This window comes from Acinetobacter radioresistens DSM 6976 = NBRC 102413 = CIP 103788, from assembly GCF_006757745.1.
Lineage (GTDB): Bacteria > Pseudomonadota > Gammaproteobacteria > Pseudomonadales > Moraxellaceae > Acinetobacter > Acinetobacter radioresistens.
The window spans coordinates 82,164-108,561 of sequence record NZ_AP019741.1 but is presented as its reverse complement, the minus strand read 5'-3'; the positions used below and the strand labels follow the sequence as shown (position 1 = coordinate 108,561).

Here is a 26,398-nt window from a genome sequence, read left to right as displayed (position 1 = left end):
TTTACTTAAAAGACATTCATCGGTTAAAACGATCCAATAATAAGCGCCCTTCGCTTACGCTCATGCCCTGTCTGCTAACGCATCCAAAGCCTGATTTCAGAAGCAAGAAGCGCGAAAGTTTTGTCAATAAAACTCAAGTTAAGTAAATGTTTTAAATGGATATTTTATAAAATCAAGAGCGTCAAATTGTGTCGCACGCGCCCCATTTGATATATTAAATATGCGGTATATGTTTTATAATTTACATATCAACTTTGGAGCTATCTCTATGAACGACATCGTATTCTCAACAAGTGCAAAAAACTTAACTTTCAGCCTTATTTATGATCAAGACTGTGCCAGTCCACGCGAAGATAATGACGGTAATATCTCCCATTTTTATGTTGATCCACGTAACCGTTCAGGCTGTGTAGATAACCTTGCAGAATCAACCAATTTACTGAATGAACTCGCCAAAGAACTCAAGATTGCAGATTATTACGATCTATCTCAATTTGACCTGATCCGAGAAATTCAGAATGCCGATCCTGAACAAAAAAAGATTTTAGTCGAGCCGCTATACAAATTTGAACATTCAGGAATTATGTATGCGACCACACCTTTTAGTTGCCCTTGGGACTCAGGACAGGTTGGCTTTATTTTCTCTACATATAAAGATTTTAAACGTGTTGGCCTTGAGTGGGATACAGAAAAGGCGAAAGAATACCTCAAGGGTGAAGTTGAACTTTATAACAACTACATCGCCGGTGAATGCTTTGGATTCAAGATTGAAGAAGTTTCAACATGTGGAAGCTGTACCGCAGATCATTCAGAAGAACTTGAGGCAGTATGGGGATATGTAGGCGACCGAGATCAAATCATTAAGATGATTGCCAGTGATTACCTTGACCCATATCCAAGCCTTAAAGAAAAAGTTTTGGAGAGTGTTTAAGATGACCTTAACCAATAACGGACAACAGGTTCAGCAGCCTTCTGTTTACTTTACGACTTTGTGGTTACAGTGCTTTAACCCTGATTTAATACTTGAGCGATTGGACTTGGTTGAAGCTTATATCAATGAATCGTATGCGCGTTTTATCCAAAGCAAGTTTAACAGTTATGAAAGTTCAGAACTTGATTGCATTGAACGGTATTTAGCGGCAGAGCGTAAAGATGCTCAACCGATAAAGCTAACCGATGATTCATAAGCATGACATCTCAAAGCTTAGCCATTGTGCTAGGCTTTGAGGCATACATCCACAATCAAATCCAAAGACCCCTCGCTGACGCTCTTTGGCTGTTCGCTAACGCATCACGCCGTATTGCCTTCAATGAAGGGGTAAGGATTAAAAAGCCATCAAGCAATGCTTAATGCGGATCAATGTAATAACGCCCTTGCAAAGCCGATATAAGCAAGTTTAAGCTTGAATTAAACAGGGATTAAGAAATTCATGAGCTTAGATTCGAGAACTCTGCGTAAAGACGATAGCCCGAAGAATCGGGTTTTAGGTACACATCCAAATTGCGTGTGTGTCAAAAAGGAAGCACGCTTATTTGTCATCATGGATGGCGCGAAATATGTTTGTCATGACCGAAACGCTTATCAAGCATGGTTAAAAGCAGAAATATTTCTAAAACAAGAATGTGTATAGCCCAACATCGCTCCAAAGCGAATATAAGAAGATTTATAAAATGAGTATAATTCACTATCTCACCATCCAGTCTTGTAAACGTGTTTTCTTTGATCCGGACTATGGTGTTATGCGCTCAACTGAACCACTGGAAGCGGATGCACAGCTCAATCCCCTATGCTTACTTGGTATATCTGTTGATAATCTGCCATTAAAATACACCAAGTACTATCACAAAAATGATCCGGCCATATCATTATCAGCGTTTGTTAAAGCGTTCTGGGAACGTGTTTTTAAAGTTTCTGGTTTTAATAATCCAATAGTGACTGGAATGCCTGATCTATTGGTTATTGATCACCGAGCAAAGGACCTGATTCATGAAAATTTCTTTGAGTGGCTTAAGATCAATAATATTGAATATAAATTTTCAGACAGTAAGAACAGAACCGCTCTGGCGAAATATTTACAGCATCAAAGTTTCCCTCATGTTGGCTTTTGTGAAATGACGGAACAAACGTCATACGTTGCAGCACAGGAGAAATACGCGCTATCCGTGGATGTCTTGAATTACTATGAGAACTACAACGAGCATATTTCTGCTTTTTCAAAGCATCTGAAAACATTGAATCTTTATCAAAAAAATATTTTCAAACTGCGTTCGGTCCACCCCCCCGTTGATCATGATATTGATCTACAAAGTATCCAACCGCTACCTAGTAAAGCGGATCGTAAACTAGAAAATGCGTATTGGGTGAGAGCTGATCTTGAAAGAGAAGAATTTGGCTACTTGTATAACCGGCAAGATATGGACATTGCCGACTCAGAAAGAGTAGAAAAGAAGGCATTTATAGCGGCCATAAAAGCCCTGCCAGAATCACAGTGGCAAAACATGTTCACAGACGAGCAAATAGCCTTAATCAAAATTTTTAAAAAAGAGAGATTTAAGGATACTAAAAGCTTTGATGAGGTGAACTATCGTGATATGTGCAATCAGCTAGGTTTTAACAATGACCATTCTGAAATCTGCTTAGCTTTTGACACAAAGAGTTTATCCCGATCTGAAATGATTGAGCTTTGGGATGAGTATACATACGGAGGTGATGTAACTTTTTCGTGTGAGATATTATTACCGGTGTGGCAAAATTGTCGTAGTGGAAAGACCTATCGTTTTTTTTATTTAACCAGTGGTAGTAAAAGCATCTTTTTTGTATGTACACCGGATTCAGCAGCTTCAAAAGCATTTGATGATGAGAGCTGCACAAATCACATGGTTAAAAATAAATTTGATGTCCGTCAGATCAATGAACATATCAACTTATCTTACTTTGACGAGATGCTTCTCAATACCAGACAGTATTTATTGTTTATGGCAGGAGAAATGCGGAAGTTCCATACCTTGATTCTTGATTATTATTGACCGTCCAAAAACGACCCGCTTACGCTCTTAGGCTGAATGCTTACCCATTCAGCCTTAATGCCTTCAAAAAGGCATGTCAGCGAATTTAAGCCATGCCAAGGCCGATAGAAATACATAACAAATAAAGCGAAAATTAAAAGCAAAAATATTAAATATCATATATTAAATGTGCGGTATATGTTGTATAATATGTATATCAACTTGGAGATATACAAAATGCCATTACAAAGTGAGTTAACAATTCTACCTAGCAATCCATCACATGATATGGACTTCGGTACTGTATTTAATCATTGTCTTGAAGCTTTTCATACAAATGGATCGTATTCAGAAATTAGTTTCAACAATGAAAAGTATATAAACAAAAAAATCAATCTTGAGTTTTGCCCCCTCATTAAAGGTACGTTATACGGCCATTATCCGCTTTATGTACCAACTTTTGTTGACGATGGCGAATATACCCGCCGTAGTCCTTTTTTCCATTTTTCTACCCTTGTAGAAGAAAATATTGAAGATGCTAAAACTGCTTTATCAATTGTTTTAGATAAAGACGAACACGCCCAAACGTTTCTTATCACAGTAGCAATTTGCCTAATCCAAAAGGGCTATCGAGTATTTATAAATCCGGACAGTACGACCCCTTCTACACGTATTGAAGTCACCAAAGAATCAGTAGCGAAAAACGTTGCTAAAAATACCGGCTTTATTCATTAAGGGGAATGATCATGGAATTATTAGAGAAGCTGTTAAGCAATAAATTCGGCTACTACCTTCACTCTGTTGACGGCGCTTTAATTGACAATGATACCGAGCAAGATGTAGACGACTTTAAAAATTTGGCCGGATGTGACTTAGCTAACCAACCTAAGACCAACGTGATTCACCGTTTTTACTCTGATCAAAGTGATTTGAATTATGACTTTAATCCCAAAATGCCGGTGTCTTATTCATTCCAAAATGGCTTGATTACAGTGACAGACATTTACGGCCAAGAACGTGAGCTTAAGTTTGTCATGAACCTACAGCTTAGCCACCAAGTATTCGAGAATATCTGCTACCGATAGACCGTAACTTTTAACCGAGAGCGGGAGAGCTGAATAAGCCTTCCGCTTTTTTATGGTCTGGCCCCGCGCTTACGCTTTTCGCTGCCTGCTGACGCAGCCACCAGTTAAGCTTTCAAAGAAAGCATGTCGGCAAAATTACAATTCATCCCCGACCCGACTGAATCATTTTTTCTTATGAAGGAAATTTAAAAGCAGACGACACAGAATGACGTATGTACTTATTATTCAAAGATTAAATTAGGTTTTTTTAGTATAATCTCATTATCAACTTTGGAGATACAACCTTATGAAACATGCCTCAATTAGTAGCCTTGAAAAAACCACCATTAACAATATCAATAATTATTTGAACTTTACATGCCATGAGCCTTTTTCAACTGATTTCATCAAAGCTATTCAAAACACCCATATTTCTAATGAAATTGAAAATACACTTGGCTTGAATTTCCGTGGTTTTTTTATTGATTTGAGCCATAGTGATAACCCAGAAGAAGCCAATATGTTAGGCATTGTCCTTAGCTCAGCGATTAATGGTTCATACACCGATGTACTTTTGCTGCATCCAAATTTAGAGCCGTCTGGTATTAAACAAATTTTAATGTAATGGATGTGGTATTTCATAAATATAGTTTGGTGAAACCCCAGACATAAAGCCCTTAAAACCTTGGTGATTCCAAGGTTTTTTAATAAATAAATTAAAAAATAATTAATTAAATATACCTTATATGCGGTATATGGTGTATAATAAATCTATCAACTTTTGGAGAATAACAATGTCTATTCAGTTAGCAGCAAAACCATTCAACTACCATTCCGAAATTCAAGCGGCTGCCGATTTTCTCGATTCTGATGAAGTACTGGCACACCAAAAACACAAAGAAGCATCAGCTAAAAATAAATGCCTGAATAACATTATGGGCCTGTTCAATGAAATCCAGTTCAAAACGTTGCCGCATTGTCTTGTTCAGATGGCCCTTACACGCCCAGAAGCAAAATACCTTGTAGAAACATTTCTAGGTAGCTTTGTCGCATTATTCAACGCAGCACCAACGCATATTGACCTACGCAATAAAGCGAGTTTTGAGTTTTTTGAAGCACTGAGCAAAAATCTGGCTGATTTTGAAAACGCTACGCCAAAGGATACCTACACACTTAAAAATTTGACGGTCGATCCTTCACAAATCGAGATCGTAAATAAACTGGCTGACAACCTAATTAAATTAGGCACTACAGATGCAGCTTCTAGCGTTCTGGCGACTTGTTTAGGTAAAACCCACCCTACCCATCAACAGGACATTGCACGCGCCTATCTGGATGCCATGTTAGACATTACAGCATCACATTCCGACAAGGTTGATCCGGATGTTTTAAAGATGGCTGAATATGTTTCGGCGTATGGTGAAAACATTGGCCTTCCATACATTTAATCTGGGGAATATGATGTCTAATGATCCAGTCGTAGACCGATTAAACTGTGATCCAGTCTATTTAAAATCACTCTCAGATTTCGCTTTTAAGCGAAGTCTGGGATTGAAAGAAATCACGGTGAGAGGCATTGATCATGATCCTGCCACCCCAATGACCCAACCAGTAACAGCACAAAATAATTCACCCGTTTGACCCAACGCCGTTTTATTGATCCTCAGTCAGTAAAACGGTTTTTTATGTGCGCCCCACGCTTACGCTTTTTGCTGACTGCTGACGCAGCCACCAATTAAGCCTTCAAAGAAGGCATGTCGCCAGATTTTTTTATGGTGGAATTCGAGTATTTCATCTATCAAATAATCGCTATTTAAAAGCAAAAAATTAAATAAATACAAAATATTACTTTAATTTGCGTCACTAATGACGCATAATAACATCATTGATAAATATTACACAGGCATAGTCCGATGATCGATATTCAAAACTTATATACCGCCACTACTGTTGATCTAACTAAACTTGATATGTCTGTTTTACTTGGATGGCGTTATGGCAAACTTAAGCCAATGTTCCTGCATCTGATGGAATACGATGAAACGCTTAAAACTGCTATGGCTGAAATCAACCAGTGGACGGCGACCAATATGCCGATCCTGCATGATCTAGTGGCTGAATCAACTAAGTATAAAACTGGTTTAGCTGTCCTGATTGCAGTTTTGATCAAAGCTCAACAGGAAGGCGCGATCGAAAATGCACGCTATAAAGAATTTAAAGACGAGTTTGCCAGTCTTATTAATGACGTTTTCAATCAGGCTAAGGCTCAATTAGAAATGCTGCATGGCCGTCAAGAAATTGATCGCCGTGATGACATGTCTGATGCCATCGTTTATGACCGCCCTACCAATTTGCATGAGATCGGAAGTGCTTATAAAAAATTCACCAAGCTCACAAAATGGGTGGATGATAATACCGATCCTGCACCGATCCTTTTTGGTTTAACCAATCTGTTAAATGAGGTTTATGTTTTTCATATAGCCAATAAAGAGCTGAAAGAAATCATTACCGCTACAGTTCGCAAGAAAGCAGAACCTAGACCAGACCAAGGCGAACAGTTCACATGCTCATGCTGTTTCCGTCCAATCCGACTACAGAACAAGAAGTCGAATACCATTGCTTACCATGGATTTACACGCGACTGGTACGGCATTACATCGACTAGCTGTAAAGGCTCATGGTATCCACCTTTTGAGCAAAGTTGTGAAGGCACACTGGCATATTTGAAAGACTTAAAGCAGCTCCTTATTTCTCGTAAAGAATTTCTACCTAAGCTTGAGGCAAAATTTGCAGGGATGACCAAGGAAGATGAGGAATATATCAAAACAGGTCAGGCGGTGAGATCGCTTAAATCTCTCATTGAACGTGAAATTCCTTCTACTCAAGAAATGTTGTGCAATGCCATTAAAAAGAGCTATCCAAATCAGCACCCAGAAGCCCTAGCACTGGTTAGTACAGAGGTTAAATAATGAAAACTAAATCGAATGAAGTGAAACAGACTGATATTCCTGATATAGAGCAGATTGGTAAAGCTCTATATGGGGAAGTATGGGTTGCTCAGTTAACTCGACAGCTTAAAAATAAGCATGGTGATCCGTTACCGCAAAGCTCACTTAAGAGTATGCGGGACCGCAATAACCTACCGGATTACATTAGGGACCAGTTAAGGGACATCTTTGATAGCCGCATTAATGAGCTTGAACAAGCTAAAAAAAGATTTCATGCAGAACCAAAGGTCCGTTGTAAATTATTAGAACTACGTCTTTTTGGAAATATTGAAACTACGGTCGTAGAACAGATCAAGTTCATTGATGATAAGGAGGTTTACAGCTTGATAGAGGAATTTACGAAAAAGGTTCAGCGTGAGGGTTTAATTGACATAACTCATGCAGCTAGTACTGCTCTGAATAATGGGCATTATCAAGATGAACACTTTTTCTTTCGTATTCATCAGATAATATACTGAAAAATAAATGACTAAAAATTTGCTAACCAATCAATATTAAAAGGTAAACAGATATGAATATCATCCAAGACAAAACCCTAGACCTCCGTTTTTATTCAAATAACGGCCTGATTGAGCGGGATCACAAGATTGCTGACGTTCAAGAAGTTCATGACCTTGTAGACCAGTTCATTAAATATATCGATCGTGATGGCCTGTTTGATGTTGCTCAGGCGACTGAAAGCATGATCACTACTGGTATCTATGAAAATGGACAATTGATGCTTCGCTTAAACAGCTAAGTCATGACAAAGCAATGCGGCTTTTCTGGTTTCGGCCAGAACAGCCGCACCCTTTCCCAGAATACTGAGAACCAAAATAACAGTAAAATATAATAAATAAATATAAATAGTATGTTTATTTTGCGGTATATGCTGATATAATGCTAATTATCAACTTTGGAGATTATTCTTATGTCAGCTACTTTAGTAAAACCGTTCCATCTCGCCGTTGCTATCCAATATGCCTTAATCCATCGTGACGTACACAATGGCGGTGAACAGAAGTCTTTAGCCGCTTACTTCTTTAAGTCTATGGAATTGAAACTTAAGGCTCAGCACCTTGAAGGCAATACATTGATCCAAGAGCGTAAGGATATTTCCGATTTTGATAAAGCATTGTATGTAGAACTGGCTCAAAACGATTTTTTTGATGTCGATCTATTCCGCAGCGAGAACTTTGAATTCTTGGCCCGACTGATTTACACCACGAACTTTCAAGCTCTACAAGACCTCTACGGCGTAGAGTATGTCAAAGATATGAATCGTGATCTTCATATTCAGTTTGTTCTTGATCAGAAGCACAAAGCATATAAATATGCTAAACAAATGACATATTTAGGATTCATCAAGCTGATGGACTGCATCAATTATCAATGTTCATCAATGAATGGCTATAAAGATTCCCTATGCAAATCATTTGTTGATCTGGTGACTTATCACATTGTCCGTATTCAACCAGATTATGCAGAATTCCCATGGGATTTAACGGAAGCAGCTTAACCGTTCAGGAATGCCCCATAAATCGCCGTTAATTGCGTGTTATGGGGTTAACCCTACACTGATGAATCAATACAGTACAGGATCAAATAATGGATGACATGAAAAGCTATTTAATTACTTGTCCTAAATGCCTTGCAATGACTGGTTTAGATTAAGGATCAGAAAATGATATTCCCATTTTTTAAGAAATATTTTGTCGTTGAAGTCCGAGCAAATGGCAACCACCGCTTTTACCATACTCATGCTAAGAATAAAGATGATGCTTTGTTTGATACTTTGCATGAAACATTAAAACGTAAAAACTTAGATGTCAGCCGTGATGTTATTGCCCAGAACTTCGATATTTATGTTGAAGCTTCATGGCAAAATGAAGAATTACGCCGTTTTAAGACTGCTATGGATACTTTCAACCAAAAGAACAGCATCAGCCCGAGAAAACCGCAGCCGGCAGACTACGACCTTCAATATATCAATGAAGATAATTACCTACAGGCATTTGACTTTCCAGTATCGATCCTACCGACTGGCGTAGATCAATACCTTATTCAAACTTCACCAAATACAGAAGATGATTTTATAATTTGTGATCCGGTCAAAACCAGTGGCCGGACATTGAAGCAATATCCAAACATCGAGAAGATTGGATAAAAATATGATTCAAGCAATTGAAGTACCCGAAGGTTTCAAAGTTGTGCCTCTTGAACTAAGGATCAGTCACAAGGCATTAAGGGCATTAAGGTTCAACCAAAAAAATTAGAGCAATTTGTTAACTTCATTTACCAGACATCATACCTACCTGATATTCGGAAAAAGACACAATAGTTCATCGGACTAGAGTATTGCCCAATCAGGTCCCGCGCTTGCGCTTTTAATCTGCCGGCTAACGCAGCCAGATACGGTCATAAAAGGGATAGGCTTTAAAAGTTATTTATTATTTAGGATTTGATATTCCCAATTAAATTAAGTTTAATATTGAAAAGCCAAAGACTCTCAAACTCTTGCATATTCAGGCTTTCAGATACATTAACTAACGCAATTTATTGATAAATATCTAATATGGTATTGTATATTTGCGGTATATGCTGTATATTTATTGGTATAAATAAGACTTACAGCAAGGGTAATAAAAGATGCAAACTATCAGTATTTCAAACGTAATGGGCCATATCGGTAGCGATCCAGTATTCTCTACCCTGCCTAATGGAACACTTAAAACAACTGTATCAATTGCAACTAATATCGGTACTGGTGATAAACAGAAAACTCAATGGCATACAGCAATCTTCTGGGGGAAAGCTGCGGAAGCTGCTCAAAAGCTCAAAAAAGGTGATGGCCTGTATGTCACTGGTGTTCTTGAATACCGTAAGTGGACCGATGCAAATACTGGCGCACCACGCGAAAAATCTGAAATTAATGTTCAGCAGTTCAGTAAGGTGGATAACCCACTTCAAACGATCAACCAGATCAATATTCTGGGGAATCTGGGCAGCGATGCTCAGTTCAAAGCTTTCAGCGATAATGCTAGAACTACGATCTCAATTGCAACCAACTCAGGTTATGGCGATAAGCAAAAAACCCAATGGCATACTGTGATCCTCTGGGGCATAGCAGCAGAAATCACATCTAAGCTTAAGAAAGGTGATTCACTATTTGTATCTGGCTATATTGATTATCGCAAGTGGATTGATACCAACTCAGGTCAGAACCGTGAAAAGGCAGAAATCCACGCTCAGCAGTTCAGTATTATTAGCGGTGAAACAGGTCAGATCAGCAGTCACAGCAAAGGCAATGCACAACAACAGCCAAAGCAGTCACAAGGCTATGCGAATCTAAATAATCAAGGCAATGCGAATGCAGAACCCCACCCACAAGATTTTGCGCCGTTTGATCCCAACTACAGCCCAGAAGATTTAGGAAATGTAGATAAGTCTTTTGATCTACCTTACTGATCAATGTCCTAATGAATAAGCCTCTGACGAACAGAGGCTTTTTTATGTTTAAAAATCATGGTTAATTGACACATCATCTGAGATTTGAAAATTAAGATTAATCAGCTACATATAAATTTTACTGACATATAATCTCAGGCTAGTTTTGCCATATAAGTTAAGATTTTCATTAAAATTTTGACACATAACTTTAGATTTTTTTTCTTATGATAAGCGCGAATGCTTGTTATATCTGGGCTGATGTATCCGATCTGATTTCAATCTCGAAACTTATGTCATAAATCTCACACCTTATGTCATTTATTAAGGCAAGCTAATTATTTCCATAAGTACCAAACAAAGGCCCCACGCTTACGCTTTCCGGCTGTTTGCTGACGCATCCACCCTTAAGCCTCCAAAGAAGGCATGTCACCAAAATTTATAACCTTCCCTGTCCGACTGTTCTTGTAACTGTTATTTAAAAAAATATAAAAGCTGAAACATTAAAAATATTTAATTAAGTATACTATATCTGCGGTATATGCTGTATAATGTATTTATTGAATAATTATAGAGATTACAATGGTTACTGATACTTTAAAGTCAAAAGTTTTAAGTTTAATCAAGCAAAGTGCAACTGATCTAGGTGTGAATCTTCGTGTAACTGCACGCATCAAAGATTATTCCGCTCTAAAGGTCAATATCCAGTCTTGCAGTATCGACCTGAAACAAAACATGCTCGATACCATCAAAGATAAGCTTGTGAATGGCCGCCTACTTGGTACAGATCGTGAGTATTTACAAAGTGTATTAAGCAACTTAGAGCAAGAAACTGATGAACCACAGTCACTTCCTTGTAGTGAATATAAGCTCGATAAACTGTTCTCTGGTCAAGCTCTGGAACTCATGGAGAAGCTTTTTGCCAGTATTCGTTGTGACTATTATTGCAACAGTGATTCCGCTCGTGATTATTTCGATGTGGCCTACTACTATGAGTTAACCATCGGTAAAAATAAGTCAGGGTTTAAAGTCGTTTAATTTTTAAGGAATCATTAATCATGCAAACTAAATATTACAGCGTAGTCCTTAACATCACAGATGGCGAATCTAGCCTACCGACTGCATACATTGCATCGGTCAGTGAACCGGCAAGATTCGACCAAAATCAGCTTGAATCAGCCTTATTGGATGCTATCGCAAATGATCAGGGTTTTAGTCATAATGGCGAGTACTATGAAACAGTAGGCTTATCAGGCGTAAAATTAAATCGCATCGAAGCACTAAGCGAAGAAGATTACCTGATTGCAGCACGAATTTTCAGAAGTTTTGTATGTCATGTAGATTAATTTCTCTATTATAAAACTCAAAAAGAAAATAAACCGGAGAGTATTTTTGGAACTTTTTTTTCAAATAACCAATACTATTGTTGATTATTTATATATCGGAATGTCAATAGGTTTGTCACTCCTAGTTATACATAAACTTCTTATATATTGTTGCAGAAAAAGTGATGGAAGTAAGAATATTCTAAGCATTTTCAAAATTTTATACATCCGTTTCGCCGTAGCAAAAATAAATAAAATCGGTCTGGATGCCCTAGCCTATAGCCCTATCATTGATGGTAAAAAGGTCACGACTAAAGAGGCTAGAGATGATTTAGCCTTTAATTACCAAGACCCTTTAATACTTGAGCAGGATCATTCAATTCGTGGCTATATCTATAATAAAAATCTGAGCATTTTGTTTTATAAGCACGAAGATTCATCCGTAAAAGGATATTTTCATGTTCTGGGACGTAAGACTGTATATGCCGCTACACTAAAGGTAAGTGATAAATGAATACACTATTAATTCAAATCATCGCTATAGTAAGCCTACTTGTGGGGATTTATCTTGGATATAAAATATCTGATCTATTGTATGAAATATGGATGCTGAAATCGCGTAAGAATACTGTTAAGAAAGCTCATATAGACGAATTTTGCGTTGTTAATGAAATCGTCAATGAAAGGTATAACCTTGGCGCATTAAATCTTTATCCTGATCATTCATCATTTGAAAATGATTTCAGCATTCAACAATTGAATAAGATTGGTAAATTTTTTAACCAGATGGAAGAATTAGGTGTTCATTTTATTTATTTAAAACCAAAAGAAAAAAATAACTTAATTTATGTGGCAACTGGTATAAATAAAAACGGTGCATTTATTGGAAAAATTACTGTAGATGAATATTTAAATTAGATAGAAGAACTCCTTAACGGAGTTCTTTTTTTTGTGTGTTTCAGGAATTTAATGATAATTACGGCGGTGCTTACGCACCTCACTTCTGCTGCTTAATCTCCTATACATTTTTCTCTAGTCATATATTTCCCATTGGTTTACAGCTACGCTCGTTTGGTGCTTAAAAAAAAGTTAGTACACGCTGACGCTACTAATCCATCTGCTTTCGCATCTGGCTTATCGTTTAAAGAGAATAAGGGTGGCCGAACTATTTCAGGTCTGAATCAACTAGGATTTCAGAGCATATTCCAGAAGTTTAAAATCAAAAAAAACATAAAAATATCGAATAAATATACCTTATCTGCGGTATATGGTGTATAATGTATTTATCAACTTTGGGATGTATGAAAAATGAATATCACAGCTATTTGCCAAACATTACAATACTCAGAACTTACTACTCAAGTAATGGCTTTACTTGTTGCTCAATTTAATGAAGAACTAATCAAAATTGATGAGCATGAAGTTTGCCAAAAATACGGCGCAATCGACTTAACTCTAAGCACGCCAGAAGCTAAAGAAAAATGCACTCTGGAAGTTAATGATCAATCCCTGTATATCAACCCTATCAAGTCCATGGGTGACGACCGAGGTGACTTCAAGCTTAATTTCGATACGAGCCGAAGTGCAGAAGAATGGGCTAAGATCGCTATGGTGTTTATCAAAGACATTCTTTGGATCGGTAAAAATGAGTTTGTTTTTGAAGTCTATGACATTGAATATGAGCTGATCCATGAAAGCTTTACAACCAAAAGCCTGATCCATGCAATGTATAAAACCCAGAACCTTCATACCCTACGCGATGTAGACAGCGATCTTATTGATGAAGTGCTAATCATCATGGATAACGATGAATGCGAAAGCCGTGAGATTAAGTTTAAACCTCAAGATAATTTCTTTAACCTGACCGATCGTAGCCTTAAAACCGATGATTTAATCCTTGTGCTTTACTATATCAAGACTTTAAAAAAAGAAGCATCTTACTGCCACCGCCAAAACCTGAAATTGGGTGTAGAGCTATAATCACCCGTCAAATCATTTAAATGGAATGGAGTGTAATGCTCCATATCCACTCATTTGCCCTGCGCTTACGCTTTAACGCTGTATGCTGACGCATCCACCAGTTAAGCCTTCAAAGAAGGCATGTTCGCGGATTTTTAAATCATCTCCGACCCGACTGAATCATCTTTTCTGATCTTGAACTTTTAAAAACAAAATTAAAAAAATATGCTGATATTAGTATTCTATATTTGCGGTATATGCTAGATTGAGATATAATGTTAGATATCAACTTTGGAATAAAACACATGAATCAATTACCTACCATCACTCATATTACTCCTACTTCATTAGCTGTTTTCTTTCACGCTGTAGGAATTGCAGATGGTGAGATGCACCCAGACACTTTACGTTTTTTAGAAAGTCGCACTGAGTTGCTGTTTGAACAACCAGTACCCGTTAATCAAGACGGCGATCTCAGAGAAGTCGAAGAAGTTTTAGCACATCTTCTCGCAGTAGAATTATTTGTTTCTTACCGTCAGTATTTTGAATCGGCGCAATTCATAGAAAAGGTGAGCGTTTGCGTGCGTGAATTTGTTAAGGAAGCTCGTACTATTGCGACAACTTATCAGTCATACATGCCGGCCTTAAGTGTGATCAGTACTGCTAAACCTGTTTTTTATATGCGTAATAAAATTCAGGAAGATGCTGCTAGAAAACTCCTATCTGGAAAAATTACCAGTCAAGAATTAGCTTGGATTATCAGTATTACGAATCTGGTTTCAGATGGCTTGCTTGATTTGAATTTTGACTACCTTGAAGCACCAAGCTCCCACTTGATCTGATTTAAGAACTGGTAAAGGAATGTACGATATGAAAAGTAATATTTTGGTTCCGCTTAGAACGCATTACGCCCACTTAAAAAAACTTGAAATCTTCAAGCTTGAGGAAAAATTTTCAAATTTTTATAAAGCTCCTGAAACGCCTGTTTTAACTTCGATTAACCATAAATCTGCTGTCTGGGAGATTGCACTTGCAAACTCTCAAACATGCAGTATGCGCTGCGATTTTGGGGCCATTGATCAACAGATTTATGTTGTTATGGTTGATGCACTCAAGTTTTATTACTACTGGCTAATATCGTCTTTATATGAGGAAAACTTACGGCGATCAAATCACTGTGTACTGATCAAAGACATGCCACAGGATTATAAGTACAAAGACGCTGCTGATGGATTCGCCAATATTGATAGTCCAGTACCATTAGCGAACTTATCGGCAGGATATGTTGATGATCGGCCCTACATAGGCTTTACGAATGGTGTTACTCGTACCTTTTGGCTTTTAGCGAATGGGGCTAAATCTTTTCCTGTTGAGGTTTATTATGAAGATGCAGCAAAGCATCTGTATGACTTCGCAGGGATCGGTGAGCCTCCTATTAGCTATCAGCATCTTCAAGATCGTCATGACGTTATCACGCCGTATAACCTGACCAATGAAACCTTGAAAAAGTTGAAAGATACCGGCGTGATTAAAATATAAGAGCTATGGATCAAATTTTCCATTTGTTATGCCCCTTGCTTGCGCTAAGCTGTCATCAGCTTACGCATTTTTTCTATCCTTAAAATGTTTCTGATGAAGTAATAATTAATTGTAAAATTCTCTCCATGAGTACGGTATATTTATAAGCAGATTTTTATATATTTTTGAGATGTGGATAACTCTTTAATTTTGAATTTATGTTCATATTTAGGCTTCCTATCTCTTTTTCATAATTTGTTGTCTAATTTCTTCGTATTTCAATTTTTAACAGAATCATGTAGTCGTGCTTAGGAAAACTTTTTAATACGCCTTACAACGCAAACCAAGAGCATTTAGAGCATATTCGTAGATTGGTTCTTGCTCCTTGTTCAATTTTTTCTTATTAAATTAATCTTTAAATTTGAAAATAAATTTATAACTATTTTTTTAAGAAAAGTAGTAAGTAAATTTCTTTATTTAGATCGTTCCGTATCCCTTTATTTACAATGCTTCCGAGGAATTTAGGTGTAGAGATTCACCCCCTTTAGGTGTAGAGAATCACCCCCTCATAAGTGTAGAGATTCACCCCCCACGATCCTCAAGGTGTAAGGATTCACCCCTTATAAGTGTAGAAATTCACCCCCTGTAAAGTGTAGGAATCCACCCCCTCTGTGGATAACCCAGAAATAGTCTACGAAAAAAGACAAATAACCAATTAATGCCATGTTCTTAGGTGTAGAGATTCACCTCCTTTTAAGTGTAGAGATTCACCCCCTTTATTTGGAACCGATAAAAGTCATTTTCAGTGCATATACCAGTACTGATCAGGGCTAAAGGTGTAGAAATTCACCCCCCTTTTAAAGTCATAACTAGGTCTGTTTAAAACAATAGGTGTAGAAATTCTAGTTTTTATAAATTTTTTATATTTTAGGTAGAGTGCTTTCAACCTTTCGCACTTCATTAGCAGTCGATACATGGCTTTTGAGTGCAAAGATTCTAACAAGTAGGGTTATAGGTGTAGAAATTCACCCCCTTTTAGCGTCTATGACTGGTGATATTGCTCTTATAGGTGTAGAAATTCACCCCCTTTTAGCGTCCATAACAGGTGATATTGTTCTTATAGGTGTAGAGATTCACCCCCTTTTAGCGTCCATAACAGGTGATATTGCTCTTATAGGTGTAGAGATTCACCCCCTTTTTTATCCAAATCCTTTTATATAGGGCTTTAAGATGCAGAAATTCTTTATTTTTGAATATTTATTCATCATAGGTGTAGAAATTCACCCCCTTTTTTAATCCAAATCATTTTAAACAGGGCTTAAAGATGTAGGTATTCTATATTTTTGAATATTTATTCATCATAGGTGTAGAAATTCACCCCCCTTTATTGGCTCAATTGAGAACGGTATAGGTGTTAAGGTGTAGGGATTCTAGGATATGTGATTATTTAATATTCATAGGTGTAGAGATTCACCCCCCTTTTGACTTCAAAAGCAGTCTATATATGGCTTATAGGTGTAGAGATTCTTGGAATAGGGATTATAGGTGTAGAAATCCACCCCCTATGGCCGGATTTACTGTGGTTTTTGGTCAAGGATGCAGGAATTCAAGTAAATCGATCACATCGTACTCAACGGTGTAGAGATTCACCGACTTTTATAATTTAAACGCCGTAGCAAAGGTTTTAAAGGTGTAGAAATTCACCCCCTTTCAAGCTTCAATAGAAGCTATACATCGGGTTTAAGTGTAGGAAATCTGGGAATTGGACTTATAGGTGTAGAAATTCACCCCCCTTCGGGAATTAGATGTCCAAATAAACAACTACTAAAGTGATATTAGTTGATCATAAACTAAGTTTTTAAGGTGTAGAGATTTATTTTGACACCTACACCATTTGAATGTATAAATGTTTTTTATTTGAAAATGATAAAAACCATGAACAAAAAAGAGGGTACTGATGCTACTGATTTTAGTATCACAAATCCTGCCGATTTTAATATCGTAAAAACGGATCAATCATTTGTTCACATCAAGCACAATATCACCATTCGCCAATATAAATTTTGGCACCTAATTATTAAATCATTTGGTGAACAGCTTGAGAACGGCATTGAACCAGATAGCAATGGATTTTTTTATCAGTCAATCAAGGAAATTTCAGATTTCATTGGCTATGAAGTCGTTCGCTCAGAATTGAAAAATGATCTTGAGGGTTTAAGGATTGCACCTATTGTTGTCAATTACCTTGAAAAAGATGGTTTGCCTGCTGAACACTTCATGGGTTTTATTAGCGAATATAAAGTTCTAAGTAAGCGGGTCGGATTCCGATTACCCTCAGTAATAGAAAGCATCGTAAGAAATAAACAACAGAATCAGCAAATGTTCCTTTTATTAAACTGGGATATTTTTAATAGTTTCTCAGGTAAATATGAGGCAATTATCTACAAGCTATGCCGCGATTATGTCGGTGTTGGTCGCACACCTAACTTTACTCTTGAGAAGTATAGAGAGTATATGGGAGTTGAAGATACTGAGTACAAGGAATTCAAGGAGCTGAACCGTTGGGTTATCAAAAAGCCTGTAGGTGAACTCAATAAAAGTGAGCTTTGTGATATTGAGATTGATGTTGTATTTGAGAAGAAAGGAAGAAGTGTAGTTGGGCTATATTTCAAAGTAAAATATGCTCGACAAAACCTTCTCGAACTACCGCTTACATTGGAAGATTCAGCATTTAAAGATGCGTTAATTAATATACCTATTCTTGATCAACGCAAATATTTAGATCAATTTGACAGTGAAGAAATTCATGCAAGTATTTCCAGAGCTAATGCTTATATTGAAGATTTAAAATCGAAAAATAAGGAAGTTAAAATCGGTGCTATTTATCATAAAGCTATCAGTGAGCGTTGGGGCTTAACTGAATTAGAAGAAGAAAAATTAAAAGAAAGAGAACAAGAGGAAAAAATTAGGAAGCAAAATTTAGCTAAGCAGAAAAAGAAAGAACAAGAGCTTGAAGCTGCTAAACGTAAAGAGCAAGATGAAAAACTGCTGACAGACTTCTTACTATTGGATGATATGATTAAACATAACCTTATTTTAAAGATGATAGAAAATTTTAAAAAGATAAAAAAAGTTCATATGTTAATGTGGGATTTATATAATGAGCATGGCTTTGATGCACATAACCAATCAGAAGTATTTAAGGGTAATCTGTTGGCAGTCATCAAAGAACATTTTCAGCATACAGATCAGCCTATCAACGGCGTACTTTTTTAAAACAGATTAGTGTGACTGATACTAGATAGTTAGCATGTCTAAGTATTTATTGAATTTGCTAAATAACAAAAGAAGCTTTCAGAAAGGCAATGGATCGAATTTTTAAAGCATCCCTCCCCCGACTGAATCAACTTTTAATAATCCTGAATAGTTAAAAGCAAAAAAGGCCGTGAATCATGTTACGGCCTTTTTTATTCGTATTTAATTTAACTGAATGGGTTTGCACCTAGATTTGATTCATAGTAATCACCCAAGCTATACATCTGTTGAGCATATTCCTTAGTAATCTCGATAACGTTCTCTATGCAGCGATATTTATAATTTCCTACATCCACACAACCAAGAAAACCGGAGGCAATACAGTCCTGTTCATTTTCATCAACTGTATGCTCCTGAATCGCCTCTTTAAGCTCCTGATGCGAGTTAAAACTTTCTTCTAATAGAAAGTGCATCTCAACCCATACTTGAGCATGTGCAGCCGATGGCGCAGCTATCAGGAAGATACGATTAAATTCCTCAGTATCTCCGTGTGACATGACCAAAGTAACACCGTTAACTCTATAAAAGTTGTGGTCATTAATCACAGGTTTACCAATACGCTGATTAGCTTTAGCAAAGTCGAATTCATTAATTGTCATGGTATTTCTCCAAAGTTGATTTAGATATTATAAAACATATACAAAATATTTAACATACTTTATTTTATTATTTAATAAATAAACTACTGTTTTTATTATATATATAATATTTAAATAATATTGTCTTTGTGCGGTATATGCTATATACTATGTATATCAACTGAGGTAATATTATGAAAACATTAACTTCCAATCAAAAATCTCACTCACCAGTGAATGATGAGGTTTTGCTTTACGCAAAAGACCAAGCATGGCACTTATTTTTTAAAGATGGTTGTCACCCAAATTTCAATAACCAAATCGAAGTAAACGCTTATTTATTTGATTTGATTACCAACCTTCCAAAAGGCACAAATCTTTTTAAAGCTTATGAAGCTGAAACCAAATCAGCTTTGCCAATCCATGATCATTATAAAAATACAGACCATGACACGATCGTAAATGAGCTAAAAACCTTCTGCGAATCTGTTATGGCTTTATGTGCTTTTGAATTTGATCTTCCTGTTGAAACCAATGAAAAACCGCTACTTTCTTAGTAGCGGGACAAAACTGAATTATGAACCAGACTACTTCAAGAAAACGCCATTTCTTCGCTTACTACACTCCAAACGGCGAGGACGTAAAACGTAAGCACCGGATCACCGCCGTAATTGCTTTCACATGCGTTCTAGCTCGTGAGAACTGGATAGAGTTCTTTAATCGAGATGATGTTAATAGCGGTCATGGAATCTTGGCTCATAGAGCGACATCTCAAGAAATACGAAAATATTTCGGCATGGATAAAGGGGATGCTTTCGTGTTTACCCCTATTTGTTCAGCAAGCAGATTTTATCAGCCACAGCTCTCCGACAAGACCTATTACCTAACTGATGTATCCCGAAACTAAGTCAGATTAAATATCGCGCCCAGAGGTAAAAAACAATGAATAATATCACTGCTAAAGACACCCTAACCCTAGATGAACTCATTAAAGTAGTAGAGCAAGATGTTCATGAAAAAAAACAGGCTTTTGAGATTGCACAATCCAGACTAAAACAGGCACGAGAGGAACTTTTTCAGCTTCGTACTTCTCGTGATGCTTTTCATATTCAAAACCTGAACGACCAAAAAGATTGGGATATGGTTTTCAATTACACCCCGAATGAAACAAATGTAGCCACTGAGTATCGGGAAAATCTGTTAAAAGAATATGAGCTAATTCAGACAGGGGAATTTGATTCAGCCACCCAACAGCACTGTTTTGCCATCAAGTTTGAATCCGATATGGAAGATGAACGTTTACTGTTAAAATCAAAAGTCGAGTTTATTTTCAAAAATCTTAAGGTCAATCCAGAAACAGGCGTGAAAAGCATCACATTAGAAAATATTCGTGATGATTCATGGAGTGATTGGACATTAGTATTTAATCCAGTTGAGCAGAAATATTCAGTTATCAAAAAGCAATATGGCATTGATACTGAGATGTTCGCTTTTTCATGCCTAGAAGCAATTTTGGAAAAGATTCAATCGATTTCAGATTTTGAACCAGAAGATTGAACCAAGGAATAATTATGTTTGATACCACCACAACGCATTCTGTGGAAACTCCGGTTCAAGAGCCACTTAAATCAGTCGTACAGCTTCTTATGTCGGCAGCAAAAGGCAAACTAATCACCTTCCCTTTAGTTTGGCAAAATGGAAGAAAAGGCTCTATAACCCTTTATTCAGGCACTATTTATAAGATTACCAGTGTAGATGATAGTGAATCTAATGACTCAAAATGTACTGTTTACTATGTAGATGAACATTCTCCAGAAAGTTACAACTCAAACGGACAATTCAAATGTACACTTTCAATGGATGAAGTTATTCAGCTTATCAATAAGTGAAATATTCATAAATAAAAAAACCCAAGATTCGGTCTTGGGTTTTTTGTTTTAACTTAGATTAGAAATAATATTTTAACTGGATACCCGCGCCGTTGCTGTTCGCATAGCCTTTAATCGGATCATTTGTAAAGCTGTTGTTATAGGTGGCCTCTACTGCGAAGTCAGGACTTATTTGATAACCCAGACCTAGTTTGGCGGTGATCACATCTTCCTTAAATACTTTCTCAGCTTCAATCTTGCCATAGCCAACATAGGATTTGGCATACAAACGTTGATATAGATCAGCTTGAAATGTCACACCTACGCCGTAGTGCTTGATCTTGATTTCTTCTGAAAATTGACCTTCATTCAGGATTCCAACCTTGCCAGTGTTTTGCGACCAGTTTAACTCCAAACCCAAATAATCATTAAATTGCAAACCACCAACGACCCCGATCATATCAATACGATCTCTACTCGCCCAATAGTCTATATTCTGCACATCAATTCCCAAGTATGGGTAAACATCCCACAATGTACGATCTGAATAGTAATTACTATTTGCCACGGCGCTTAAAGCTGTACCAGAAAAAAGAAGTGCTGCAATACTACGCTTGAGATAAGTCATGAATCGTTCCCAAAAAATATCTTTATACAAATATTCCTAAATTTTAATGTTTATTATTAACAAACACAAAGAATATTATTTAATTATTAGATTTATCCAATTTTTTCTTTTTTTCAATATTAACTAAAGTTTCATAAGTTTTTGAAACTTGTTTATCGGAATATTTTTTAACTTTTAATACAAATATCTCCAATAAGGCAATGCCCAAAATAAACGCCAATCCAAAAGCGATAAATACAAAGATCATGGCACTAACGATCATGTTTACATGGTAATGATTGCCCACCCAAGCCATAAAAATAGCTGAACCAATCAGGAAAGCTGTAATGCCAAAAATGATACGATAACCATTGATTCTAATATATTTTATGAGTTTTTTACGTTGCTCTTTAATTTCTTTTTCTACATGAATATTCATAATTTAAACTCATAATAATCGCATAAGTATATTACCATAAGTCTTTCAGAAATCGCAGCCATTCGATGCGGTTTTGAGTAATAAACATGCTGCTTAATTCACACCTAAATATTGTATTTCTGTGGTATATTTTATACTATAAAATCTAATCATTTGCATTGGTCATTACAATGATTCCATCAACTTTTAATAACATTCACAACAAACAATTAATATATGGCTTGGTTAGTACTTTGACTGATCTTGATCCTAATATTATTGAAATTAGACAGCCCATTGAGGAAAGTAACCTTCTTGTAAAGGAAATCACCCAGAATATTGAACTTTTAAAAACCAAAAACGATCTCATTAAATTTGGTCATTTGGCTGTACTTGAGAAAAACCTTCCCTCTCTCAAATCCCAACTTGAAGGATTTATTGATGACATCAAAACTGGAAAATTAGATGCTGAAAAATTAGTCCAAGATTTTAATGTTGTGATTAACACTCTGACTCATGCCACCAATGTTCTTGAAGAAAATGACGCACTTAAAACAGATGCCTTAAGTATCGTAGCTTTAAACAATATCAAAGTTAAAAACATCCAAAACCAAATCAAGAATGCTGATCATCAAATAGAGATACTAGAGCGATTTAATGCAATCACGCTTTATCATCTGAATGACACTATTAACAGCAACAAGAAAGACAAGGACATGCCTGTTCTGGTGGAAATTGAGCGTGTTATGGCTCAAGTTCTCAATAAAATGCGTAGATTTAAGAGTGCAGCTTTTTATCTGGCGATCTTAAGTGGTTATAACTATCTTGCCTCAAACTACCATATTGCTTTTGAAAGGGTAGAAAGAATAGCCAATGGATCATTGTCTACAGCATCTACTTCATCAGATTTTCAGAGTGAAATTGATACCATTTTGTCTGTAATTGATGCTGCGGGAATGGTGATGATGACATTAGGCTCGATTTTTGTGTTTTTTACTATCTTTATGATGACTCAAAGAGAGGGTGGATCATCCAACATGTTCAGTACTGTAATAATAGCCATTACAACTATGATGCTTGGAGTCGCTGCTCCAATCGTTGCTGAAAAAATGTTTGGTAGTAGTGAACAAGTTCAATACATTGAAAAAACATCCTTATTTACTTTCGACTTTTGGAATTTCGGCTTCACTGGAACCTTAATATTTTTTGGGTTGACTGTGTTTTGCGTAATCATGGCCGTGATGAAGCATAAAGAGAAAAAACAATTCGAGTCACTTATTCAGAAACTTTCTGATAGCGAATCTAAATCGACTAATACCGATAAACATCAATCAACACTTGTACAAGCAGGGTAAGAAAATAATGCTTAATATTAAACAGACATTAATAGTAGTAGGTATTTCAGTCGCAGGTTTATCCGGATGTGGGCAAGAAAAACAGAGTATAAATTTTAGTTCTGATGATTATGCAGTTCTGGCCCAGATCACCGAAAAACCGACAGATGAATTCGATTTATATTCGCATATTGATAGTGTTTTAGGACTTAAAAAACTCTCATATCTTCATTTCTTAAATGAAGTAACGCCGTATACACAAATCACTTTAGAATGTATTCACTCAGGAGCTTTGAAGCTCGATAGTGACAAGTCAGCATTTCATAAAGTTGTTAAAAATGATGGTCTGAATATCTGTATCAAAAATGCCAGTCAGAAACCTGTAATGGTCGATGTCTTATTAACACATTCAAATGGGTGGAACATAGAAAAAATGAATTATGTTCCAGAAGTAAAACAATTGATAAACGAAGCCAAAAAAGACAATGTTTTGACTGTAGACGAGTTTCTTAAAATTGGTTCCTTAGTCGAATTAGAAGCATTAAAAGTAGATGATATGCCACTAAAGAATAAGGAATCTAATACAGAGTTACTTGATAACATTGAAGCAGTAAAAACAGCCTCATAATTTTATCCAGAGAGTATGTGGGCCATGGCTTGCTACTCTCTCCTTAAAATAATTCAAACATCAAACATCAAACAATTCTAATGAAAGGAGATATTGGGTGACTAACATCATTCAATTACATTGCGAATTAAAACAAATTAATCATGAATTAAAAGAATTCATCCTCTACCCGACTGATCGTATTCTTTCACCTGTAGGTTCATGGATTACCATTTTTTTAACGAAGAATGGGTGTGAGTTCACAAGTAAAATGGGCGAACATATTAATTTTTTTGCTGCTACAAGCAACCTACACAAGAACCAGAATGACTATAAAAAGTTCATTGGCGTATTACGCAATGCAATGGACGAGATATTTACAGGGATTAATAAAGATCGGTTTGACATCATAGTAGAATCCAAAAATTCAGACTATATTGTTAAAATAATATAAAATAGTATACCTTATCTGCGGTATATGCTGTATAATGTAATTATTGCATTTGAGGCATGACAATGAATAAGCAGAAACCAGTCAAACGTAGTACAACAACAAATGATCCATTAAACAGAGAAGTTTATGATCACCCTGCATTCGGTGTAATCCGTCTAAGCAATAGCCATGGTGGTAATGTGGCTTTGCTAGGTTCTGACCTCCCACATAGCGACTACATCACCCTTGAGATTGCACCGGCTGAACTGCATCGTTCATACGGTGATAATCGGGTGTATGGCACACGCAAGCCGATAATTAAAGTCGCATTAACCCATGCTAGTTTTCAATCGCTTGCTCAATCCATTGGCAGCAGTCAGGGTACACCAGTCACTATTCAACAAGGGCCGTCATCACTAAATAAAGAAGTTGTTCCTTTTCCAGATATAGAACCGCTTGAAAGCTCATTAGACATGTCTAAAGCTGAACTTGAGAAGATGCTTAAGGCTCAAGTTGGTAACGCCATGAGTGCGCTCTCAGAGCTATCTGAGGCCATTCAAGCTAAAAAGACAGGCAAAGCTGTACTCGAACTGGTACAGAAGGCCCAAAACCAAATCTCAATGCTTCCTACTAATCTTAGCTCAAGTCTGGATTTTGCCAGTGAATCTCTGGACAAGACCGCAAAAGAAGCGCAAGCAAATGCTCAATCATCAATTCAAATGCGCTTACAGGAAATTGCCATCAGCTCAATCAATGGTGACACCTCAAAACTACTCATGATAGAAAACACAGCGTATACAGCCGAAAAAAAGGATGATGAAAATGAATAAAGACGTTTTTAAATCAATCATCCGTGTTCATGCCAACGCCGTCAGCTCAGCTATCACAGCAGCTCTACCAGAAGAATTGATTATCATCAGTCCACACGCGCTATCTGAATCCACGCTTCTACTGATCAGCCATGACAAGTTACAGGAAAGTTTGGTAAGAGCTTTGGGCCAAGATTTTTTAATTCATTATATGGAGGATGATAGCGACAGCATTCATTACTTGCGCCTTAAAGATGGTGCAGGAACTTTGGAGTATCAGATCGAGCAAAAAAATAACTTGGTATCCGGACTAACCCCGAATGTCGATATTATGCGCTTGATCCGTGAAGTACGTTTATTTACACCATCCTCCCAACCACTTGAAGGGACTGTTTCATTTGGTATTGAATTCACCTTTAATAACGTATTGTGTGCAGCATCTTCCGATACAACAGACGATAGCCGTGTCTATGGGATAGTTTCTTATCATCCTGAATCTCAAACTCTGGATATTCATTGTCAAGATTTTATTGATAACGATTTGTCAGGGTTCGAGGATTTTCAAAATGTCATCAAGGGTTATGCAGATGCTTTCTTTAATCATCCGACTATCCCCTTCTCCCAGATGACCAATCTACAATTGGACATCTTTAGCCATCCATTACAACAACAGGACTATAAAGAAGTCCTGATCCAAGAAATTGCACAGCATTTCAAGGTTGCTTAATCAAATATCTACGCCAAAAAGAGAAACAGAATGAACAGTAATTTAATTAATTCTGGGCCATTTAAATAATGGCTCACTTTGTTATTAAACAAACTATTATATTTTTTTAATGTTAATATAATGTTTGCATTTATTTGTATTATCTTTTATTATTTAATCCATCAAGAGTGAAGCTAAACAAACCCCTAATTGTATAGTTTCATTTTCTTGACTAAACCCCTCTGTCCTCCTAATTTTGAGGACGATTTTTACACTCTGCTTCGGCAGAGTTTTTTTTACCTGTATTATGCTCCACGCTTACGCTACATCGCTGTTTGCTAACGCAACCAGACGTTAGTTTTCAAATAAATAAGAACGCGAATTTACTGCCAAAATAAAGCCTAAACCATGGTAAAA

34 protein-coding genes are annotated in these 26,398 nt (G+C 36.6%); 31 read left to right on the top strand and 3 right to left on the bottom strand.

Going from position 1 to position 26,398, the window contains the following annotated elements; translation table 11 throughout:
• Positions 1-268: 268 nt before the first annotated feature.
• From ACRAD_RS14920 to ACRAD_RS14815, 22 genes are all read left to right on the top strand, one after another.
• A complete protein-coding gene (locus tag ACRAD_RS14920) occupies positions 269-931 on the top strand; it encodes a hypothetical protein (RefSeq protein WP_010700235.1) in 663 nt (220 codons plus the stop codon).
• A gap of 1 nt (position 932) precedes the next feature.
• Entirely contained in the window at positions 933-1,187 is a 255-nt protein-coding gene (locus tag ACRAD_RS14915; protein ID WP_010700236.1) for a hypothetical protein, read from the top strand.
• Positions 1,188-1,671: 484 nt separating this feature from the next.
• Positions 1,672-3,027, top strand: coding sequence for a hypothetical protein (locus ACRAD_RS14910; RefSeq protein ID WP_010700238.1), 1,356 nt, complete (start codon positions 1,672-1,674; stop codon positions 3,025-3,027).
• A gap of 216 nt (positions 3,028-3,243) precedes the next feature.
• Positions 3,244-3,741 (top strand): hypothetical protein, encoded by a 498-nt coding sequence (locus tag ACRAD_RS14905; protein ID WP_010700239.1) that lies wholly within the window; start codon positions 3,244-3,246, stop codon positions 3,739-3,741.
• Between the two features lie 11 nt (positions 3,742-3,752).
• Positions 3,753-4,091 carry a hypothetical protein gene (locus ACRAD_RS14900; RefSeq protein WP_010700240.1) on the top strand — a complete coding sequence of 113 codons (339 nt, stop codon included), beginning with the start codon at positions 3,753-3,755 and terminating at the stop codon, positions 4,089-4,091.
• Positions 4,092-4,377: 286 nt separating this feature from the next.
• Positions 4,378-4,695, top strand: a complete 318-nt coding sequence (locus ACRAD_RS14895) for a hypothetical protein (RefSeq protein ID WP_010700241.1) — start codon at positions 4,378-4,380, stop codon at positions 4,693-4,695.
• Between the two features lie 169 nt (positions 4,696-4,864).
• Entirely contained in the window at positions 4,865-5,518 is a 654-nt protein-coding gene (locus ACRAD_RS14890) for a hypothetical protein (RefSeq protein ID WP_010700242.1), read from the top strand.
• Positions 5,519-5,531: 13 nt separating this feature from the next.
• A complete protein-coding gene (locus ACRAD_RS14885; protein WP_010700243.1) occupies positions 5,532-5,711 on the top strand; it encodes a hypothetical protein in 180 nt (59 codons plus the stop codon).
• A 272-nt stretch (positions 5,712-5,983) separates the two neighbouring features.
• Positions 5,984-7,039, top strand: a complete 1,056-nt coding sequence (locus ACRAD_RS14880) for a hypothetical protein (protein ID WP_010700244.1) — start codon at positions 5,984-5,986, stop codon at positions 7,037-7,039.
• Positions 7,039-7,536 carry a hypothetical protein gene (locus ACRAD_RS14875; RefSeq protein ID WP_010700245.1) on the top strand — a complete coding sequence of 166 codons (498 nt, stop codon included), beginning with the start codon at positions 7,039-7,041 and terminating at the stop codon, positions 7,534-7,536. The genes ACRAD_RS14880 and ACRAD_RS14875 overlap by 1 nt, the downstream gene beginning before the upstream one ends.
• Positions 7,537-7,589: 53 nt before the next feature.
• A complete protein-coding gene (locus tag ACRAD_RS14870) occupies positions 7,590-7,817 on the top strand; it encodes a hypothetical protein (RefSeq protein ID WP_010700246.1) in 228 nt (75 codons plus the stop codon).
• 171 nt (positions 7,818-7,988) lie between these two features.
• Positions 7,989-8,576, top strand: a complete 588-nt coding sequence (locus tag ACRAD_RS14865) for a hypothetical protein (protein WP_010700247.1) — start codon at positions 7,989-7,991, stop codon at positions 8,574-8,576.
• Between the two features lie 165 nt (positions 8,577-8,741).
• The gene (locus tag ACRAD_RS14860) at positions 8,742-9,224 is read left to right on the top strand and encodes a hypothetical protein (RefSeq protein WP_010700248.1); all 483 of its coding nucleotides are present in this window, start codon (positions 8,742-8,744) and stop codon (positions 9,222-9,224) included.
• Between the two features lie 482 nt (positions 9,225-9,706).
• Positions 9,707-10,525, top strand: coding sequence for a single-stranded DNA-binding protein (locus ACRAD_RS14855; RefSeq protein ID WP_010700249.1), 819 nt, complete (start codon positions 9,707-9,709; stop codon positions 10,523-10,525).
• Positions 10,526-11,086: 561 nt separating this feature from the next.
• Positions 11,087-11,542: a hypothetical protein gene (locus tag ACRAD_RS14850; protein ID WP_010700250.1), complete on the top strand. Its 456-nt coding sequence runs from the start codon at positions 11,087-11,089 to the stop codon at positions 11,540-11,542.
• A 20-nt stretch (positions 11,543-11,562) separates the two neighbouring features.
• Complete coding sequence (locus ACRAD_RS14845; protein ID WP_010700251.1) at positions 11,563-11,850, top strand: hypothetical protein; 288 nt, start codon at positions 11,563-11,565, stop codon at positions 11,848-11,850.
• A gap of 46 nt (positions 11,851-11,896) precedes the next feature.
• Positions 11,897-12,343 carry a hypothetical protein gene (locus ACRAD_RS14840; protein WP_010700252.1) on the top strand — a complete coding sequence of 149 codons (447 nt, stop codon included), beginning with the start codon at positions 11,897-11,899 and terminating at the stop codon, positions 12,341-12,343.
• Positions 12,340-12,747, top strand: a complete 408-nt coding sequence (locus tag ACRAD_RS14835; RefSeq protein WP_010700253.1) for a hypothetical protein — start codon at positions 12,340-12,342, stop codon at positions 12,745-12,747. The genes ACRAD_RS14840 and ACRAD_RS14835 overlap by 4 nt, the downstream gene beginning before the upstream one ends.
• Before the next feature lie 390 nt (positions 12,748-13,137).
• A complete protein-coding gene (locus ACRAD_RS14830; protein ID WP_010700255.1) occupies positions 13,138-13,809 on the top strand; it encodes a hypothetical protein in 672 nt (223 codons plus the stop codon).
• 254 nt (positions 13,810-14,063) lie between these two features.
• Positions 14,064-14,630 (top strand): hypothetical protein, encoded by a 567-nt coding sequence (locus ACRAD_RS14825; protein WP_010700256.1) that lies wholly within the window; start codon positions 14,064-14,066, stop codon positions 14,628-14,630.
• A gap of 28 nt (positions 14,631-14,658) precedes the next feature.
• Complete coding sequence (locus ACRAD_RS14820; protein ID WP_010700257.1) at positions 14,659-15,327, top strand: plasmid fertility inhibition factor family protein; 669 nt, start codon at positions 14,659-14,661, stop codon at positions 15,325-15,327.
• Between the two features lie 1,857 nt (positions 15,328-17,184).
• The gene (locus ACRAD_RS14815; protein WP_142093825.1) at positions 17,185-18,582 is read left to right on the top strand and encodes a replication initiation protein; all 1,398 of its coding nucleotides are present in this window, start codon (positions 17,185-17,187) and stop codon (positions 18,580-18,582) included.
• Between the two features lie 206 nt (positions 18,583-18,788).
• Here ACRAD_RS14815 and ACRAD_RS14810 read toward each other — a convergent pair whose 3' ends face one another.
• Positions 18,789-19,220, bottom strand: coding sequence for a hypothetical protein (locus ACRAD_RS14810; protein WP_010700260.1), 432 nt, complete (start codon positions 19,218-19,220; stop codon positions 18,789-18,791).
• Positions 19,221-19,393: 173 nt separating this feature from the next.
• Here ACRAD_RS14810 and ACRAD_RS14805 point away from each other — a divergent pair, with 173 nt between their 5' ends.
• Genes ACRAD_RS14805 through ACRAD_RS14790 form a run of 4 tightly spaced genes read left to right on the top strand, consistent with a single transcriptional unit; the run spans position 19,394 to position 21,088 of the window.
• Entirely contained in the window at positions 19,394-19,756 is a 363-nt protein-coding gene (locus tag ACRAD_RS14805; protein ID WP_010700261.1) for a hypothetical protein, read from the top strand.
• Between the two features lie 20 nt (positions 19,757-19,776).
• Entirely contained in the window at positions 19,777-20,106 is a 330-nt protein-coding gene (locus ACRAD_RS14800; RefSeq protein ID WP_010700262.1) for a hypothetical protein, read from the top strand.
• Between the two features lie 35 nt (positions 20,107-20,141).
• Entirely contained in the window at positions 20,142-20,756 is a 615-nt protein-coding gene (locus ACRAD_RS14795; RefSeq protein WP_010700263.1) for a hypothetical protein, read from the top strand.
• 14 nt (positions 20,757-20,770) lie between these two features.
• Positions 20,771-21,088: a hypothetical protein gene (locus ACRAD_RS14790; protein ID WP_010700264.1), complete on the top strand. Its 318-nt coding sequence runs from the start codon at positions 20,771-20,773 to the stop codon at positions 21,086-21,088.
• A 58-nt stretch (positions 21,089-21,146) separates the two neighbouring features.
• Here the strand turns inward: ACRAD_RS14790 and ACRAD_RS14785 are convergent, their stop codons facing one another.
• Together ACRAD_RS14785 and ACRAD_RS14780 are read right to left on the bottom strand one after the other, a co-directional pair.
• Positions 21,147-21,695: an outer membrane beta-barrel protein gene (locus tag ACRAD_RS14785; RefSeq protein WP_042861815.1), complete on the bottom strand. Its 549-nt coding sequence runs from the start codon at positions 21,693-21,695 to the stop codon at positions 21,147-21,149.
• A gap of 79 nt (positions 21,696-21,774) precedes the next feature.
• On the bottom strand, positions 21,775-22,113 hold the full coding sequence (locus ACRAD_RS14780) for a hypothetical protein (protein WP_010700266.1): 339 nt from the start codon (positions 22,111-22,113) through the stop codon (positions 21,775-21,777).
• A gap of 170 nt (positions 22,114-22,283) precedes the next feature.
• Between ACRAD_RS14780 and ACRAD_RS14775 the strand changes: the two genes are divergently transcribed.
• From ACRAD_RS14775 to ACRAD_RS14755, 5 genes are all read left to right on the top strand, one after another.
• Complete coding sequence (locus tag ACRAD_RS14775) at positions 22,284-23,447, top strand: hypothetical protein (RefSeq protein ID WP_010700267.1); 1,164 nt, start codon at positions 22,284-22,286, stop codon at positions 23,445-23,447.
• 7 nt (positions 23,448-23,454) lie between these two features.
• Entirely contained in the window at positions 23,455-24,054 is a 600-nt protein-coding gene (locus tag ACRAD_RS14770; protein WP_010700268.1) for a hypothetical protein, read from the top strand.
• 97 nt (positions 24,055-24,151) lie between these two features.
• On the top strand, positions 24,152-24,487 hold the full coding sequence (locus tag ACRAD_RS14765) for a hypothetical protein (protein ID WP_010700269.1): 336 nt from the start codon (positions 24,152-24,154) through the stop codon (positions 24,485-24,487).
• A gap of 62 nt (positions 24,488-24,549) precedes the next feature.
• The gene (locus ACRAD_RS14760; RefSeq protein ID WP_010700270.1) at positions 24,550-25,296 is read left to right on the top strand and encodes a hypothetical protein; all 747 of its coding nucleotides are present in this window, start codon (positions 24,550-24,552) and stop codon (positions 25,294-25,296) included.
• On the top strand, positions 25,289-26,002 hold the full coding sequence (locus ACRAD_RS14755; protein WP_010700271.1) for a hypothetical protein: 714 nt from the start codon (positions 25,289-25,291) through the stop codon (positions 26,000-26,002). Before ACRAD_RS14760 ends, ACRAD_RS14755 begins: the two co-directional genes overlap by 8 nt.
• Positions 26,003-26,398: the final 396 nt, after the last annotated feature.